We start from the raw sequence: 18,303 nt of genomic DNA on the forward strand, positions 1-18,303 counted from the left end.
TAGGAGGTTAATATGATTAAAGCGATTATCAAGTGGTCAATCCTAAACCGCCTATTTGTCTTGATGGCGACCTTATTTGTCGTGCTCTCTGGTGCTTATTCATTAAAAAATACGCCAATTGATGCCTTGCCTGATTTATCTGATGTGCAAGTGATCATTAAAACTAACTATCCCGGTCAAGCGCCACAAGTGGTACAAGATCAGGTGACTTACCCCTTAACTACGGCAATGTTGTCGGTACCTGGTGCGGTTACGGTGCGTGGTTATTCATTCTTTGGTGATTCTTTTGTTTATGTGATATTTGACCAAGGCACAGATCTTTATTGGGCACGTAGTCGGGTATTAGAGTATTTAAGCCAAGTGGCGCCAAGTTTACCGGCCAATGCCCGCCCACAGCTAGGACCAGATGCAACCGGTGTTGGTTGGATTTACCTCTACTCACTGATTGATAAAACCGGTAATTTAGACATTAGTCAGTTACGTAGTATTCAAGACTGGTTTTTAAAATATGAATTGCAAATGGTTGATGGCGTTTCAGAAGTTGCCGCAATTGGCGGCATGGTTAAGCAATACCAAGTGCAAGTTGACCCCGACAAGCTAAGTGCTTACGGCGTGCCGTTAAGCCATATTCAAACGGCCTTAAAACAAGGCAATCAAGAAACCGGTGCCTCGGTTGTTGAAATGGCAGAGGCTGAATATATGGTCACCGCCTCGGGTTATATCAAAAGCATTGAAGATATTGAGTCGATCCCCCTTGGGCTTAATGAACAAGGCACGCCACTGACAATCGGCGATTTGGCGCAAGTCAGTTTAGGTCCGCAAATGCGACGTGGCATTGCCGAATTAAATGGCGAAGGCGAAGTTGTTGGCGGTGTGGTAATTATGCGCTCGGGTGAAAATGCGGAAAAAACTATCACTGGCGTAAAAGAAAAACTTGAGCAACTTAAAAAAGGCCTGCCTGGCGGTGTTGAAGTTGTGCCGGTTTATGATCGCTCGAACCTAATCGCCTCATCAGTGAATAATTTATGGCAAAAACTATTTGAAGAATTTGTGGTGGTGGCTTTAGTTTGTGTGGTCTTTCTTTTTCATATTCGCTCGTCATTGGTGGCAATTATTAGCTTACCGGTTGGCATATTAGCGGCGTTTACGGTTATGCATATGCAGGGCATAAATGCCAACATTATGTCGCTTGGCGGTATTGCAATTGCCATTGGCGCTATGGTTGATGGCGCCATTGTAATGATTGAAAATATGCACAAGCATATGGAAAAAACGCCACTGACGAAAGAAAACCGTTGGCAAATTGTTAGTGACTCTGCCTGTGAAGTGGGTCCGGCTTTGTTCTTCTCGTTATTAATTATTACCGTGTCTTTTTTACCGGTATTTACCTTAGAAGCGCAAGAAGGAAAAATGTTCTCGCCGCTGGCGTTTACTAAAACCTATGCGATGGCAGCTGCTGCTGCATTGGCGATAACCTTAGTGCCTGTACTTATGGGCTATTTTATACGTGGCAATGTACGTCCAGAGCAGAAAAACCCAGTCAACAAAGCATTAACGTCACTGTATTTACCGGTATTAAAACGCGTACTGAAGTTCCCAAAAAGCACGTTAGCGGCTGCGGTAGTCATCACTTTAGTGGGTTTTTGGCCAATAAATAAAATTGGCAGTGAGTTTATTCCGCCACTTGATGAAGGCGATCTGATGTACATGCCGACCACGTATCCGGGCATTTCTATCGGTAAAGCGCGAGAGTTATTGCAGCAAACCGATAAACTCATTAAAACCATACCTGAGGTGGAAACCGTTTTTGGCAAAGTGGGGCGCGCTGAAACGGCAACCGATCCTGCGCCATTAACCATGATCGAAACCTTTATTCAATTAAAGCCTCAAAGTGAATGGCGCGAGGGCGTTACTACCGAAAGTTTAAAACATGAATTAGACCAATTGGTTAAATTTCCAGGGGTGAGTAATGCTTGGGTTATGCCAATAAAAACACGTATTGATATGTTAGCTACCGGTATTAAAACGCCGGTCGGTATTAAAATTGCGGGCGCAGACTTGGAAGTGATCCAAGATATCGGTCAGCAGTTAGAAAATTTATTGCCGCAGGTAAAAGGTACTGCCTCGGTGTATTCAGAGCGTGTTGCCGGTGGTCGCTATCTAAAAGTTGATATTCAAAGGCAAAAAGCCGCACGTTACGGGTTAAATATTGCAGATATTCAACAAGTGGTTGCCTCTGCTATCGGCGGTATGAATGTTACTCAAACGGTGGAAGGGCAAGAGCGTTATCCGGTTAACTTACGTTACCCGCAAGATTATCGAGACTCGCCAGAAAAGCTGTCAAAACTGCCAATTGTCACGCCAAACGGTATGCGCATTGCTTTGGCTGATGTCGCGGATGTGTTTATTGAAGATGGACCACCGGGGATTAAAAGTGAAAACGCGCGTATTAATGGCTGGGTATTTGTTGATATTGAGGGCGTAGATGTTGGCAGTTATGTTGAAAGTGCTCAGCTGTTGGTTGCTGAGCAACTGTTATTGCCGGCGGGATATTCTGTTGCTTGGTCAGGGCAATATGAATATATGCTTAGAGCCAAAGACAAGTTAACTTACGTGATCCCACTGACGTTGCTCATTATTATGGTACTGCTTTATTTAAATTTCAGAAATTTTGTTGAGGTTGGCATTATCATGGGCACGTTGCCATTAGCCATGGTTGGTAGTATTTGGTTAATGTATTTACAAGGCTTTAATTTCTCGGTTGCAGTTGGGGTTGGTTTTATTGCGTTAGCAGGCGTTGCGGTTGAAATAGGGGTGATCATGCTGGTTTATTTAAACCAAGCGATTGCGGTAATGCACGCTAAGTGCGCGGCAAATAATAGCAAGCCAACCAAGGATGATTTTGCTCAAGCAATATTAACCGGCGCAGGAATGCGTGTAAGACCGGTAATGATGACCGCAGGTTCGATAATCATTGGTTTGTTGCCAATATTATATGGCACAGGAACCGGTTCAGAAGTCATGAGCCGCATCGCTGCGCCTATGGTTGGCGGTATGGCGAGTGCAGTTGTACTGACGTTAGTGGTATTGCCAGCGGTATTTTATTTATTGCGCTGCTCAACATACAGGGATAAGCCGTAAGCTAGAAGCTACAAGGGACTAGCGGCAAGTAGCAAGCTATAAGAGACAAGTTAAAAGCGGCAAGAGGCAAACGGCAAGAGGCAAACGGTAAGAGGCAAACGGTAAGAGGCAAACGGTAAGAGGCAAGCGGTAAGGGACAAGTTAAAAGCGGCAAGAAACAAGCTGCAAGAGACAAGAATCAAGCTATAAGAGAAAAGCTTGGGCAATGTTAACCTGATGTTTTTATCAGGTTACGACACAATTGCCCGAGCATTTTCAATGCCTCTAAACGACGGCCTGTACACGGATGGGCAAAACTTAAACGCAGAAAATTTGAGTATTGTTTCAGTGACGAAAATAGTCCGCCGGGTGTTATCACAATGCCTTGGGCTATGGCTTGATGATATAAGGCAAAGCTGTCAATTTTTTTGGGTAGCTCTATCCAAATGGCGAGGCCGCCGTCTGGTACCGTAAATCTTGTAGGAAACTGCCAGTGCTCTGCAATGGCATTTGTTAGTTGTAGGCGCTGTTTTAATAGTACTTGGCGATATTGGTGCAAATGACGTTCAAAATGCCCTTCAGCTAAAAAGCTCGTAACGCCTTGTTGCATCGCTTGGCTAGTGGAAAGTTGATAAACCAACTTAGTGTGGGCAATCTTTTGGTAATGCTTATTGGTAATTACCCAGCCAATACGTAAATCTCGCGATAAGGATTTTGAAAATGAGCTACAGAGAATAACATTGTCATTTTGGTCAAAGTGCTTAAGTGGTTCAATATTGCTGTGAAAGCCTAAGTCACCGTAAATATCATCTTCAATTAAGATGATATTTTTTTTAAGTGCTAAGGCAACAATTTTTTCTTTTTCATGTTTAGGTATCAAGGCACCTGTTGGCGTGGCAAAGTTGGCGGTTAACACACAGGCTTTTATTTGCCATTTTAATGTTGCTTGCGCTAACGTTTCAACGCTTAAGCCAGTGGTGAATGAGCTAGGCAATTCAACAACTTTTAGTTTGAGTTGCTGTAATAACTGTAAAACACCATAAAAAGCGGGGCTTTCAACGGCAACAATGTCGCCGGGTTTACAGCTGGCGGTTAACGCAAGAAACAAACTGTTTTGGCAACCTGAAGTAATGCATATTTGCTCAGCAGTAACCGTTAAACCGCGTTTTCGATAATGTTTTGCGATTTGTTCGCGTAGTTTCACGTCGCCACTTGGTTCGCAATAATAAAGCGCATTGTGCTGAGGCTTTTGCCGCAAAGCACGACTGATATGGCGATTAAGTAACAATAAACTTTGACTGGCATGGCTGCTGCTTTCCCGGTTTGGCGCAATGTCAAACGCGGCACTTCGCTGCATAATTTCATAAAATATCTCTGGCATATCAACAAGTTTAGGTTTATTGAGTTTTTGAGATAGATGAGTTTGCTGCGCTGTATTCTTGTTGGCTGAAACATAATAGCCAGACTTGGGTTTTACAAAAATAAGATCACGTGCTTCTAAATTATGTAATGCTTTTTGTACCGATATTTTTGAGACATTATGCTGGCGAGCTAACTCACGAATTGATGGTAGCTTTTCGTTGGCTTGCCAAACTTTTTCATCAATTTTTGCCTGTAAATGGTTGGCGAGTTGCTGATACTTAAATTGTCTCATGGTCAGGCTGCACTATTTTAAAGAATTTAATCTGTACCTATTATAGTTTATTTATTTGTATCTATTAATAACAGATTGGATCTTTACACTTAGCTCCGTAATTATTTAGCGGAGAGATGAGATGAAACCTGCCTTTTTATCAAAAGATAACTTGATAGTGAAAGTGCCTGTTGCAGAAGATAAAATATATATTCGTGAACAAAATGGCCACTTTCAACGTATTCGACGAGTATTATCATTTGTGCTCATTGCGTTATTTATTGGTCTGCCATTCGTTAAATATCGAGGCGCCCAAGCGGTATTTTTTGATTTAAGCCAGCAACAATTTCACCTGTTTTCGTTAACCTTATTTCCACAAGACCTGGTTATTTTATCTTTGGTTTTTATTCTGGCGGCGTTTTTATTGTTGTACGTGACTAAGTTTTATGGACGTGTATGGTGCGGTTTTACTTGCCCGCAGACGGTTTGGATGTTGATGTTCAACTGGGTTGAGCGCAGAGTTGAAGGCTCTCATAATCAAAGCCGCAGCTTAGATAAGCAAGCGATGAGCACCGAGAAAGTTGTTAAGAAAGTCATAAAACATACCATTTGGCTGGTTTTGTCGTTAATAACCTCATTAGTGTTTATTTCGTATTTTGTCACTGTTGAGCAGTTATACCTCCCGTTTTTTAGCTTTAGTGTCTCGTCACTGGTGTTTTATTGGGTGCTATTTTTTGCCTTGTGCACGTATGTGAATGGCGGCTGGATCAGAGAAAAAATGTGTTTGCATATGTGTCCTTATGCACGTATTCAATCGGCTATGTTTGATCAAACAACCAAACTGGTTAGCTATGATGCCACACGTGGTGAAGGCCGAGGCATGAGAAAGCGCAATCAAGAAAAACCAGCCGATATGGGCGATTGTGTTGATTGTAATTTGTGTGTGCAAGTTTGCCCGGTTGGTATTGATATAAGAGATGGTTTGCAATATGAATGTATAAACTGTGCGCTGTGTATTGATGCTTGCGATATGACCATGACGCAATTTAATTATGATAAAGGCTTAATTACCTTTCAAAGTGAACAAGCAACACAAAAAGGGTGGCAGCGTCATATTGGCTACGGCAGCTGTGTAACGATAACCTTAGTGGCGATGTTAATTTGGGCGATGAGTTGGCAGAGTTTCGACGTTAATATTATTCGAGACCGACAAGCGTTATATCGCATTAATCAATCAGGTGATGTCGAAAATAGCTATGTCTTTAAAATTCGCAATAAATCTCAGCTTACTAATTCATACCAGATTAAATTAACTGGCTTAGCGGGGGCTAAAATTATTGGCAATAGCGAGTTTGATATTATGCCAGGGGAGTTAACAACGCATACGCTTGCGGTAACCACAGATGTTGAGCTTTTAAACAATCGCGACGACATTCAATTTACCATAACGGAATTAAATAAGCGTAATGAGATAGTTAAAACCAGCGCCTTTTATAGTGGTGCCGGCGCTTGGTAGCTTTTTACTTGCTACTTAATTAGCTAACAATTATTCACTTAACAATTACTCAGATATTAATTATTCAATGAGTTTATTTGCAAGCTCAGTTAAATGTTCAATTTCAGCCGTTGGCGTAAGCTCCCACGGGTCAAATACCGCATGGGTTGTTCGCTTCACCCATGCCGCATTTAACTGACTATCAAGTGCGCCAATGACATCAAATGGGTTACTGGAAATTAGCCAAGTATTCATCGGAGTTGATCCCGCCCGTGTCAGTAAATGTTGATAACAAGCGGGATTGGGCTTAAAGGTTTGAATCTCGTCGGTGCTGATAATATCGATAAAATGATGTTTGAGCCCAGCCGAGTTTAACAAGGTATCAACTGCCTCAGCGCTGCCATTTGAAAAGGCATAAAGTTGATGGGTTTTGCCAAGTGTTTTTAGTGCCGGTTCAACATCAGAAAAACTCGGCAGTGTTTGATAGGCTTTTAACAAGGTGTGTTTTTGCTGTTGGGTTAACGAAACTTTTAAATAGTCAGCGGTAAAATCAAGCGCTTGGCTTGTGCAAACGCTAAAGTTTTGATAACGCTGCATTAAGCCACGGCGAAATGAATACTCAAGCTGTTTATTGCGCCATGTGTTAGAAAACAGCAAAGCTTTATCTGCCACCATATCTTGCAGTAGGGTTAATACACCATGGGTATTAATTAATGTGCCGTAAACATCAAATGCTAAAGTTTTGCTCATTGTTGCCTCGTGAGTAAAATGGGGGATTAAGAGTGCTTTTCTAACCAGTTAAGCGCTAATGGCCATAATATTTTTGCTTTTTTACTAAAAAATTTCATGTGACCTATTTCCTTTAAATGATAATCGGCCAAATTTAGCGTCAATGTTTGTGCTTCAAATTTTGGAAATACTGAGAGCATATCGGCAACATTTTTATTATTGGCAATAAAGTCATCATCGGCGTTAACCCAATAAGAAGGAAGTGATAATTCATCGTAATAATGCTGGAACACAGTTTTACCAAAGGCGGTTTGTACATAACCTTGATTGTTACACCAATGCCGCCATTGTTTGGCAACGTTTTTAGGTAATGGCTCGCCCATGCCAACCCACTGCGACTTGGTATAGCCAAAAAGTGCGTTACTGACGGGAATAAAAACGTTCATGAAAAAATGCGCTTTTAGCTTGTCTTTTGTTTTCATATTTTTTAATTGCCCAGAAGAGCAAGCATAATTAAAAATAGAGCTTAGTTCATGCGCATTATGCATCAAGCCAATGAGTTGCCCACCAGCGCTATGACCCACTAAATGATATTTAGCATTAGGAAATGAGAATTTAAGTTGTTCAAATACCGCAGGCATATCTTTTTCACCCCAGCACTGTAATGTGATTTTGCTATGGTGAATGTTTCCATTTAATGAGCCGCCTATACCGCGATTATCAAACGTAATAACGCCATAGCCATTTTCAGCAAGATACGAAGCAAAATTTGCATAAAATTCTTTTTTTATTCCCGTTGCAGGACCAATAAGTATCGCACCTTTTAATGTACCGCTTGGTTGATATTCATTTGCTGATAATGTCTGACCATCTGAACAGGTGATGGTGATACTGTTAGCACTTGCTGATGTCATGAGGTGTTAACTATTAAAATTATAATTAACGGTTAACATACGGCTTTTTAAATAGTAGAGCAACTTAATGCGCTGTGATAAGTGAAGGCTAAATTGATTAAGAAAGTGACTTAGTGAGTACTCAGCGTTGGAATTCGCATTGCTTCTCTGATTAATAATTTTTGCGCCTCTTCAGGCGTTACGGAATAAAATTCGTTAGTATATTTTTGCAGAGCTAAATACGATTGCAATTTATCGTTTACTGATACTGCATTGAGGCAATTTAAAGTGAAATACAATGAATATTGTCCGGGTGTTCTTTCAGATAACAAGCTCGCAAGGGCTAAAGGATCTTCGCTGGTACAGCCTATTCTAATCACATCAGAAAAAAAGGAGTGTGTCATGACATAGACATTGCCTAATGTTGAGTTTAATTTAATACTTTGCCTTTCCCTGTGCTGATATTCCATTGAGCATTATTCCCTGCGGGCATTTCTTTTTAGTATTATGCATTTTTTTGAAAACACAAGTCTATAATAATATAAACATTAATGATTGTAGGACAACTTCGAATGCGTTGCTGGTTAATTATTATTGCCTTGATAATGTTTGATGTTCAAGCCAAGAGTGTTGCCGACTCAACGATTGTTTTGCCGTTTAATGGCTGGGTGAGTCAGCGCATATTAACTAAAATTGTTGGTAATAAAATTTCGGAACTTGGCTACAAGGTTGAATACTTGCCGATAAATTCAATTGACCAAATTGGCGCATTGCGAACCGGCTTGGTACATCTGCAAATTGAAACTTGGCAAAATGAAGGCGACGGTAACATCCAAATTGCGATTGATAAGGGACTTATTGAAGATCTGGGAACCCATAGTGCAATAGGAAGGGAAGAGTGGTGGTATCCAAAATTCGTCGAAAAATTATGCCCTGGTTTGCCTAATTGGCAAGCCTTAAATGCGTGTGCCGAAATTTTTAGCAACCAAACAGAGCCAACTAAAGGCGTGTTTTATACGGGCCCTTGGAACCATAGAGACCCCGAGCTTGTGCGATCACTTGATTTAAACTTTTCACTGGTGCGCTTAAAAAATGAACGGGAGTTGTGGGAAAAATTCATCGCATCGTTAAATAAAAAGCAACCTATCGTTATGCTTAATTGGACACCGAGCTGGATTTTTCAACACTTTGATGGCAGCTTTGTAGAATTTCCACCGTTTGAAGAAGCTTGCAAAACTTCACCCCGTTGGGGCATAAACAAAACCATGACACATGACTGCGGCAACCCAAGAGCAACCAAAATAAAAAAAGTCGCGTGGCCAGGGCTTAAGAATAACTTTCCTTGTATTTATCAGTTAATTCAACGGGTAAACTTTACATCCGCTATGATTGCCGAAGCTACTCTTTTATATGGGGTAAATAAAAGAACCGAACAACAGGCGATAGATTTTTGGATGAAGGAGTTTTCCGCCCAAAGTAGTGACTGGCTTGAGTATCAATGTGAATCATAATCTTTTGGTTCTATTGGTATTTATAGAGTTACTTTTATAACGCTCTCCCTAAATTGTGTTTTTGACGTAGCATATCTATTTTCCTGAAGTGACATGTTTTCAGTGACTATATTGACATATTTTACCGATCGGTATAGTTTACCGTAAATGCTTTGTTAAAATTAACTAGACTGGAAATATCATGATTGATCTTTATACTGCGGCTACACCAAACGGATATAAGATATCTATTGCGTTAGAAGAAATGGGCTTGGAATATCAAGTACACCATTTAGATTTATCAGCATTAGACCAGAAAAAGCCTGAGTTTCTAGCAATCAATCCAAATGGTCGAATTCCAGCCATAATTGACCGAGATAATGATGATTTTGTTGTCTTTGAATCTGGTGCTATTTTGATGTACCTGGCCGAAAAAACAGGACGATTTATACCGAGTGATCCTAAAAAATATTCGCAAGTTATTCAGTGGCTGATGTTTCAAATTGGTGGTGTTGGCCCAATGATGGGGCAGGCCAATGTTTTTTTTCGATACTTCCCTGAAAAAATCCCTGCGGCAATCGAGCGTTATCAAAAAGAAGGCCGTCGCCTTTTTGAGGTCATGAATAACCAATTAAGTACTCATCAATATTTAGCTGGTGATGAATACTCTATTGCGGATATGTCGACATGGCCTTGGGTGCGTATACATGAATGGAGTGGTGTTGATATTCAAGGCTTAGTGCACTTACAACGTTGGTTAGATGAATTGGCCGAGCGACCTGCTTGTCAAAAAGGTATTGTTACACCACCTCCAGCGGATATTTCAGATCAAGAGCGTGCCGAGCAAATTAAAAAAATGCTCTCTAAATAGTCAATGCTAGATAACGAATCGCTGAAACTAGAAATGTACCTTATGTAAATTTGAGTACTAATTTTATTGGCACGATTAACTAAAAATTACCGGTTTGTTTTAGCTATAAGACGAGCATACTGTTAACATAGCGCCCTATTTTTTTAGTTGTTAGCTTGAGGTTATTTCGTGTCAAAATTCTTTTTTAAAGGTACTCCCGATGTTATGGGCAAGTACGGCAAAAGTGGTTATAACCCTAAACCTAATGTGAAAGCTGGTAGTAAAGCTAACCCATTGTCTTTACTTGTTCAAAATAAGCAGCGACAAGATGAAATTCAAACCATTTTAGATGAGCATAGCTTGTTTGCCGTCATTGAAATTAGTGCCGCTGATGAAGAAAATATTACGGAATTAGAAACCGTTTTGAATAAACCGACGACACAGCGATTTGAAAAAGTACCAGAAAGAAATGCGCCTTGCCTATGTGGTAGTGGCAAAAAATATAAAAAATGCTGCGGTTAGCAAATTACATTTTAAACGTTAACTCATTCAAGTCGGTTAAGGTTTTTGCATAACGTCTTTATTATTCTGAGAAATATATGTCATTTTCTAATCTAGGTTTATCAACCCCCATTGTTGAAGCTGTTACTGGGCTTGGCTATGCTCAGCCAACCGATATTCAAACTCAAGCAATCCCCGAAATTTTAAGTGGCAAAGATATTATCGCTGCCGCGCAAACAGGTACAGGTAAAACGGCAAGTTTTGTCTTGCCTATGCTTGAGAAGCTCACAACGACCAATAAACTACGTGGTAAACGTATTCGTGCACTTGTTTTAGTGCCGACAAGAGAGCTTGCCATTCAGGTCGAGAGTAACATTAAACGTTATAGTGAAAACCTTGAGTTAAGTTCAATGGCAATGTATGGCGGCACAGAAATAGAACCGCAAAAACAGCAGCTTATTTGGGGTGTTGATATTTTAGTGGCTACGCCTGGGCGTTTGTTAGATATGGCTCATCAGCGTGCACTGCATTTTGACGTCTTAGAGTTTTTAGTGCTTGATGAAGCTGACCGTATGCTAGATATGGGCTTTATTGATGATATTAATAAAATTATTGAACGTTTACCTGTTAAGCGGCAGAACTTATTATTTTCTGCGACAATTTCAGCTGATGTACGTGCATTAGCTAAACGTACTATTGACCCTAATGCTTGTGAAATTTCAACGGTGTCAAAACAGTCATCCAAACCGCAAATAAAGCAATGGTTGGTAACGGTTGATAAAAGTAACAAGTCGGCATTATTAAGCCATTTAATCAAAGAGCAGCAATGGCAACAAGCGCTTATCTTTATTGAAACAAAACACGGCGCAGCTAAATTAGTCAGTCAACTAGCCAAACGCGATATTAGCGCCGAGTCTATTCATAGTGGGCGCACACAAGCGGTGAGAGAGCAAATTTTAGCTGACTTTAAGTCAGGTAAAATTCAATTTTTAGTCGCAACAGGTATTGCTGCCCGCGGTATTGATATTGGTGAGTTGTCGTTAGTGATCAACTATGATTTACCTGATAAAGCCGATGATTATATTCATAGGATCGGCCGTACAGGGCGAGCAGGCGCAGCGGGAGAAGCGGTTTCTTTAGTTGCGAAAGATAATTTTCGTAACCTTTGTGCAATTGAAAGTAGACTTGGGCATGTAATTGAAAGAAAGGCTTTCGAAGGCTTTGACGTTAAAAAGGTCGTGCCGGTGTCAATATTAAATTACGTACCTAAAAATAAGCGCGTTAACTAAGGGTTGTTGAACTTTCGAGGTTGAACCCAAAGGGCAGCGTTTCTAGGCATTTATACTTCATTATTGCACTTTCATGTGGAATAACCACATAGCAATCGCAATGCTTGGTCTAAATACCGATAAACTGCTGCAAAAATAAACACGAAAGGTCAACAGCCCCTAAATCGTTTTATCTTTTCATTAAAATACTTAGCAAGGTATTTATCTTTTGTTTATTTTGTAATACTTAAGATCACTTTTTATTAGGTCTTAAATTCAAATGAAAAAAACATCCTCAATCGTACTGGTATTTTTAACCGCTTTATTCGCCTTACCTATTCAAGCTGCATCACTTAAAGTGGGCGATGTGGCGCCTGACTTTAACCTTCAAGCAACCAATGGTGACTTTTACCGTTTAAGTGATTACAAAGGAAAACAAGCTGTTGTATTGGCTTGGTATCCTATGGCTAATACTCGAGGTTGCACCATTGAATGTAAGTCGATTGTTGAACAAGGGCACTTAATTCGTGAGTTTGACGTCAGTTACTTTATGGCGAGTGTTGATCCGTTAGACGATAACCGAGATTTTGCTGAAAAAACCAAAGCTGACTTTCCAATGTTAAGCGACCCTACTAAAGCTGCAGCAAAGGCATATGATGTATTAAATGTTTTTCGCGTGGCGAGCAGGGTAACTTTTTATATATCCATTGATGGTAAGATTTTAAAAATTGATGAAGACATTACACCGGCAACAGCCGCAGAAGATATGGCAAAAACACTTGCACAGTTAAATGTGGCAAAAGCCCCTAATACAAAGTAATTAATTGATAAAAATTAAGGTAGTAAAAAAGGCACTGATCTTATCAGTGCCTTTTATTTAATTTTAAAGTTAGTTCACTATGCCTAGCGTTACGCTAGTCTACAGCTTTTTTACTACTTTTACCGAACCGTCAACACTGGCGCTATTGACATAAGCGATAGCGTTTGGGGTTGATGCGACAAACTTAAGCACTTCACTGTCTGAACCTAGCTCTTTTAGAGGTTTGGCTTTGCCGGAAAAAATTAACTTAGACCAATAAGCTTTTACCTGCGAACTTGATTTTCCTAAGGCTTTTTCATCAAACTCTGTTCGGGTATCGCTACCTGATTTTAAGTTAATTGCTGTGATTTTATTACCATCGGCAAAGGTTTTGTTTTTACCTAAAAAGATACGATTAATATCTTTATCGGAAATGGCATTGGCATTAGCCGAGTTTACGATAACTGCAACTTCCGCTGCAGCTAATGTGCTAAATAAGGATAGCATGACAACGGCGCTTTTGATTAAAAACTTCATGATGTTCTCCTTAAAATACAGTCACTATAGCAGCACGTAATAGGCCTGCATCGTTAATACTTGCATTGTTATCTGAAAAGTCAGTATATTCAAATTTCAGTGCTGCTGAGTCATGAAAATCGTAACGTAGACCTAGTGTAATGTAGTCTTGATCTTCATTTTGTGACATGACAAAGCCTTCAGTCTGTGCTTTTAAAAAGTCGACTGAATCGTTAATTCCGTATGGGATGTGCGAGGTGAAAATATCACTTACATCATCATCCGCGCCGTAAGTCACATGCACTAATACGGTGTCGAATTGATAGCCTGCCATCACATAAAATGATTCAGTAACGCCAAATGGTGAGTTGTCGATATCTAACTCTGTATATTCACCAACGACAATTACTTGATCAATATTGACTTGAAAACCAAGCTCTAAAAATGAAGTGGAGTCTTCATTAACACTGGTATTCGCCGCGACATCTGCCTGACCTGCGGCTGTCCAGCCTGCAGAGAGGGCTTCTAATCCTTGAATAGGCATTGATAAATCAGCAACAAAATAAGCAGCTCTTAACGTTAACCAGTCATAAGTGAATGTTGATGCTAAACCAACAAAGTCGTTAGTTTCTAGTTTTACGTCATCACCCAATAGTTCTAATGTATCGGTATTGCGACCCACCATGCCATGGAAAGTCGCGTCAACATCGCCAAAATTAGTGGTGTAAATTGCGCCTAAACCATCGAAAGTATCAATAATTAAGTCGTAAACGCCACTGGGCGGTGTGATCCAAGGGTATGCATAAGAAACGTCTAAGTAGTCAGAATACATATAAAACGGTACACGCTGACGACCAGCTAATACCCTTAGTTCATCATTAACATCATAACTTAAGTAAGCCCACTTAAAGTCAGGATCCCAGTCATCAGCGCCTTTAGCCGTTAACTGCACAGTGACACCTAAACCGTTTTCGAGATCGGTCGATGCTTGCAGGGCAAATAACGAACCTTCTTTAAAGTCGATATTGTCGTCGTAGCCATATAAGGTATCGCTACTAGAGGTTGTGGTGCCCGCGACAATTTGGCCAAAACCACTGAACATTATTTCAGCGTGCACAGGAGCCGTAATAAAGGCCGTTGCCAACGCAATAGTTGTAAGTTTGTTGTTCATACAAATTTCCTTAGGATTTACATGTTTTTATAATATTTTTAAACTTTAAATTGTTTTGCGACTGCTTCTAATTCAGAAGCGAGTTTCAACAAGTGTTCACTTACCTCCGCTATTTCATTTGACGCAGTAGATGCTTCATCTGCGCACGTTTGAATATCTTCAACATGGCCGACCATTAGTCCAGAAACTTGATTTTGCTCTTCTGTCGCAACGGCAATAGCGCCGTTCATATCGGCAATTGTATTTACCGTTTCTGTAATAACTACTAAGCTTTCGCCCGCATCATTTGCGCTTTTAACACCACGTTCGACACTTGATTGTGAATTCTCCATCATAGTTACCGCTTTGCTTGCCGCGCCTTGAAGCAGCTCTAGCATTTGGTTAATTTCTTGTGTCGATTCTTGAGTTCTCGAAGCTAAGTTTCTAACTTCATCTGCAACAACGGCAAAACCTCGTCCTTGTTCGCCTGCGCGAGCCGCCTCAATTGCAGCGTTCAGTGCAAGTAAATTGGTTTGTTCTGCAATGCCTCGAATAACCTCTAACACGACATTCACGCCTTTGGTATCTTCTTGTAATTGGTTAATCGTTTCAGATGCCTGATTCACGTTATCAGCGAGCTCTTGAATGCCTCGAACGGTTTGTTCTACAACCTCTTTACCTTTGTCTGCTTCTGAGTTGGCATGTTTTGCAGCGTCTGCTGCATCAGCGGCATTGGTGGTGATTTCAGCAACACTTTGGCTCATTTCTTCAACCGATTGGCGCGATTGAAATACGCTGTCTGACTGACGTTGAAAAGAGTCGATAGTGTTAGAAGATAAGCGAGATATATTATTTGCCGTATCGGCAAGTGGCAGTGCAGTATTAACGACGTTTTTAATAACGCCCTGCAATTTTTCAATAAAGCTGTTAAACCAAAAAACGAGGTCGCCAATTTCGTCTTTATTGTTTGTTGATAAACGAACGGTTAAATCGCCATTTTCTTGGGCGATGTTTTTCAATGAGGCAATAACACTTTGCAAGCTAGCAACAATGGCACTAGAAATAGGAACAGCAACGGCAAATAGCAAAATAATAGTAATTGCGCCTAAAATAATACCAATAGTTGAAGTCGACTCTACTTTGCTGCTAACAGACTCAAATGCGTCATTAAATGCCGTGTTTTTGTTGGCTTGAAATTTGTTGAGTTTTGCTTGCAAAGCATTGAGCATATCTGACATTTTAGCGCTGCGATCGCCCAATGTTTCAAAGTTAATAGTGCCATCTACCATTTCTTTAGACAGCAATGCTGCTTGCTGATAATAGGTATTAAAATCATTCAGCAATGTTTTTAATACCGGAATATTATCTTTATCAATGCTGTAAGCAGCGGTTACTTTTTGCCTAAACTCATCGGCATATTTATCAGATGTGCTTAATAACTCTGCCTCTCCCATCGTCACCGCATTGCCGAGGGTTTCTTTAATTTTGTCTAAATGCACTAGAGCGAACTCAGAAGTTTGCAGGTATTGATATTCAACAGCATAGGCTCGGTCGAGCTGAGAGACTATTTGCGACATCGCCATTAAACTCGTAAATAGATAAATTGCAAAACCTACCGAACCAACGATAGGGATCAGTAAGATTTTGACGCGTATTGTTAGTGTTTTAAATGAAAGCATAGCTACAGAGTTTCCGTCATTATTATAAATTTAAGTATAGGACTCATCTTTGAGTATAGTTCGGATTAACAAATGACCAATTATTTATAAGCTAAATAGTGATAATTGTTTGATTTAAGATAATTATATTTCGATAAAAAATGATAAAACAAGCTTTTGTTTTTAGTTGTAGGTGAAGTTTTTGGTCTTTATTTTTCTTTAAATACAATAACTTGTGTTTAAAGTTTATAAAGAGGCATATACGGTGAGATGAATGGATTATCTTTACTTTATAAAACAGTAGCTAACCATTTTTTTAAGCGTATTAACTTTGCTTTTTATTGATAATTGTAAAAGTAGAACTTTTATAATAAAAACGTAAAAATATGATCTAATGATAAAAATTAAGTTTACTTTTTAATCAAATTGCCCTAGGATGCGCAGGTTATTTATTTTCCTCTCATTTATCTAACGAGTTATCAATTGATAACACAAGTTTTGTCTTTCCCTTTCACAGTCAGTCATCACTATAAAAATTAGGCTTAATTATTGTCTGATGTCGAGTCTTACTCGTGACGTCTTGTTTAGTAGTATTTTTAAAATTTTATCGAGCAACCAATAATATAGCTTTTCTAAAGTTACTGGGTATTGCAATAAATATATAAATTTATTTGGAAATATCAGTAAAGCTGCGTATTAACGCAATTTAAAGAGTGTATTATGTCTTATACAAATAATGGGGTAGAGCTAATGATAAGCTCGCCTATACAATCAATTTCTGTGAATAAACTAAATTTAGTTGTTCACGATAAAAATGGTTCTCAGTTGATTAAATTTGACGATGTGAATCAAATAAAGTGTTTTTTAACTTGGCTTTACCAAGCGTAATCAACGAAAAAGGGAGCTATTGTTTTAGCTCCCTTTTTAATTGTTTAAAGAAAAGATTTAAAGTAACTATTTAAACACTTCTTACGTGAAATACATGTTCCACCGCTGATACTTTGTCGAGCAAGTCTTTAGTGGGTTGCTGCTCAATATCTAAAATTGTGTAGGCAATTTCATCTCGGCTTTTGTTAACCATATCTAATACGTTGATATTTAAGTCTGCCAGTAAATTTAATACATTGCCCAATACCTTAGGTACATTGTCGTTGGCAAAGGTAATTCTAAAGCCCGTTGTTCGCTCCATTGATACCGCGGGAAAGTTAACTGAGTTAACAATATTGCCATTATCAAGAAAGTCGATTAATTGCTCTGCTCCCATAACCGCACAGTTTTCCTCTGCTTCAACAGTGCTTGCGCCAAGATGAGGGAAAAGTAACGCTTTACTGTGGGCAATAAGCGCTTCACTTGGAAAGTCGGCAATATATCGGGTAAGTTTACCTGAATCTAATGCTGCAATAACCGCACTTTCTTCCACTAATTCTCCGCGCGCCAAATTAATGAGTTGAGCACCATCTTTTAAAACGGCAAGTGTTTCATCATTAATAAAGCCCTTAGTTGCTTCAACGACAGGGACATGCAAGGTAATAAAGTCTGAACGTGAAAGTAGAGAATGAAGGTTAGAGGCACGGGTTACATTTGAAGATAATTGCCATGCAGCCTCTACACTTAATTTGGGATCGTAGCCAATAACTTTCATGCCCAAACTTAACGCAAGGTTTGCAATTTTTGCCCCAATAGCGCCTAATCCAACGACGCCTAATGTTTTGCCTTCAAGCTCTGAGCCGCCGTATTGTTTTTTGCCTGCTTCTACTTTTTTATGTAACTCGTGCGGATCTTTTTCGTTTGCCAATGAATCAACATAATTCATGCTTTGTGTAATACCGCGAGAGCCAAGCAATAAGCTGGCAAGTACCAGCTCTTTAACCGCATTGGCATTTGCGCCAGGGGTATTAAAAACCACTATGCCTTGCGGCGTATAGTCACTGACGGGAATATTGTTTACACCTGCACCAGCTCTTGCGATGGCTAATACCGAGCTAGGCAAGGTTTCGTTATGCAGTTTGTGACTTCGAAGTAATATTGCGTCTGGGTTATCACAGGCGGCACTTACAACATAATGAGATGTCGGAAACTTGTCTAAACCTTTGCTTGAAATGTTGTTGTATGTTCTTATATTTTTCATTGGGTTCTCGCACGTTTTATGAAGACTACTTGTTGAAATTTAAGCTTGTTTTTATTTAGCTGTTATTATTCTG

General features: G+C 39.7%; 15 protein-coding genes. 7 read left to right on the forward strand and 8 right to left on the reverse strand.

Annotation, left to right across the window (positions count from 1 at the left end; all coding sequences use genetic code 11):
* The first annotated feature begins 12 nt into the window (after positions 1-12).
* On the forward strand, positions 13-3,141 hold the full coding sequence (locus ACRRSQ_RS00310) for an efflux RND transporter permease subunit (RefSeq protein WP_440873695.1): 3,129 nt from the start codon (positions 13-15) through the stop codon (positions 3,139-3,141).
* Positions 3,142-3,349: 208 nt separating this feature from the next.
* Here ACRRSQ_RS00310 and ACRRSQ_RS00315 read toward each other — a convergent pair whose 3' ends face one another.
* Positions 3,350-4,774, reverse strand: coding sequence for a PLP-dependent aminotransferase family protein (locus tag ACRRSQ_RS00315; protein ID WP_440873696.1), 1,425 nt, complete (start codon positions 4,772-4,774; stop codon positions 3,350-3,352).
* 121 nt (positions 4,775-4,895) lie between these two features.
* Here ACRRSQ_RS00315 and ccoG point away from each other — a divergent pair, with 121 nt between their 5' ends.
* The gene (gene ccoG, locus ACRRSQ_RS00320) at positions 4,896-6,269 is read left to right on the forward strand and encodes a cytochrome c oxidase accessory protein CcoG (RefSeq protein ID WP_440873697.1); all 1,374 of its coding nucleotides are present in this window, start codon (positions 4,896-4,898) and stop codon (positions 6,267-6,269) included.
* Positions 6,270-6,329: 60 nt separating this feature from the next.
* Here ccoG and ACRRSQ_RS00325 read toward each other — a convergent pair whose 3' ends face one another.
* From ACRRSQ_RS00325 to ACRRSQ_RS00335, 3 genes are all read right to left on the reverse strand, one after another.
* On the reverse strand, positions 6,330-6,998 hold the full coding sequence (locus ACRRSQ_RS00325; protein ID WP_440873698.1) for a haloacid dehalogenase type II: 669 nt from the start codon (positions 6,996-6,998) through the stop codon (positions 6,330-6,332).
* A 26-nt stretch (positions 6,999-7,024) separates the two neighbouring features.
* Positions 7,025-7,891 (reverse strand): alpha/beta hydrolase family protein, encoded by an 867-nt coding sequence (locus ACRRSQ_RS00330; RefSeq protein ID WP_440873699.1) that lies wholly within the window; start codon positions 7,889-7,891, stop codon positions 7,025-7,027.
* A 110-nt stretch (positions 7,892-8,001) separates the two neighbouring features.
* A complete protein-coding gene (locus ACRRSQ_RS00335; protein WP_440873700.1) occupies positions 8,002-8,340 on the reverse strand; it encodes a GIY-YIG nuclease family protein in 339 nt (112 codons plus the stop codon).
* Between the two features lie 102 nt (positions 8,341-8,442).
* Here ACRRSQ_RS00335 and ACRRSQ_RS00340 point away from each other — a divergent pair, with 102 nt between their 5' ends.
* The 5 genes from ACRRSQ_RS00340 (at position 8,443) to ACRRSQ_RS00360 (ending at position 12,799) form a co-directional block, all read left to right on the forward strand.
* Complete coding sequence (locus tag ACRRSQ_RS00340; protein WP_440873701.1) at positions 8,443-9,381, forward strand: ABC transporter substrate-binding protein; 939 nt, start codon at positions 8,443-8,445, stop codon at positions 9,379-9,381.
* 181 nt (positions 9,382-9,562) lie between these two features.
* Positions 9,563-10,231 (forward strand): glutathione S-transferase family protein, encoded by a 669-nt coding sequence (locus ACRRSQ_RS00345; RefSeq protein ID WP_440873702.1) that lies wholly within the window; start codon positions 9,563-9,565, stop codon positions 10,229-10,231.
* 168 nt (positions 10,232-10,399) lie between these two features.
* Positions 10,400-10,732, forward strand: coding sequence for a PBPRA1643 family SWIM/SEC-C metal-binding motif protein (locus ACRRSQ_RS00350; protein ID WP_440873703.1), 333 nt, complete (start codon positions 10,400-10,402; stop codon positions 10,730-10,732).
* Between the two features lie 77 nt (positions 10,733-10,809).
* Positions 10,810-12,000 (forward strand): DEAD/DEAH box helicase, encoded by a 1,191-nt coding sequence (locus ACRRSQ_RS00355; RefSeq protein ID WP_440873704.1) that lies wholly within the window; start codon positions 10,810-10,812, stop codon positions 11,998-12,000.
* A 259-nt stretch (positions 12,001-12,259) separates the two neighbouring features.
* Positions 12,260-12,799 carry a peroxiredoxin family protein gene (locus ACRRSQ_RS00360; protein WP_440873705.1) on the forward strand — a complete coding sequence of 180 codons (540 nt, stop codon included), beginning with the start codon at positions 12,260-12,262 and terminating at the stop codon, positions 12,797-12,799.
* Positions 12,800-12,898: 99 nt separating this feature from the next.
* Here ACRRSQ_RS00360 and ACRRSQ_RS00365 read toward each other — a convergent pair whose 3' ends face one another.
* From ACRRSQ_RS00365 to ACRRSQ_RS00380, 4 genes are all read right to left on the reverse strand, one after another.
* The gene (locus ACRRSQ_RS00365; RefSeq protein WP_440873706.1) at positions 12,899-13,315 is read right to left on the reverse strand and encodes a phosphate ABC transporter substrate-binding protein; all 417 of its coding nucleotides are present in this window, start codon (positions 13,313-13,315) and stop codon (positions 12,899-12,901) included.
* A 10-nt stretch (positions 13,316-13,325) separates the two neighbouring features.
* Positions 13,326-14,465, reverse strand: coding sequence for a porin (locus ACRRSQ_RS00370; protein ID WP_440873707.1), 1,140 nt, complete (start codon positions 14,463-14,465; stop codon positions 13,326-13,328).
* 38 nt (positions 14,466-14,503) lie between these two features.
* Positions 14,504-16,123 carry a methyl-accepting chemotaxis protein gene (locus ACRRSQ_RS00375; protein WP_440873708.1) on the reverse strand — a complete coding sequence of 540 codons (1,620 nt, stop codon included), beginning with the start codon at positions 16,121-16,123 and terminating at the stop codon, positions 14,504-14,506.
* A gap of 937 nt (positions 16,124-17,060) precedes the next feature.
* Positions 17,061-18,230, reverse strand: a complete 1,170-nt coding sequence (locus ACRRSQ_RS00380) for a phosphoglycerate dehydrogenase (protein WP_440873709.1) — start codon at positions 18,228-18,230, stop codon at positions 17,061-17,063.
* Between the last annotated feature and the right edge of the window lie 73 nt (positions 18,231-18,303).

The organism is Thalassotalea sp. PLHSN55 (assembly GCF_052030545.1).
In the GTDB taxonomy this organism is placed as follows: domain Bacteria; phylum Pseudomonadota; class Gammaproteobacteria; order Enterobacterales; family Alteromonadaceae; genus CANMXU01.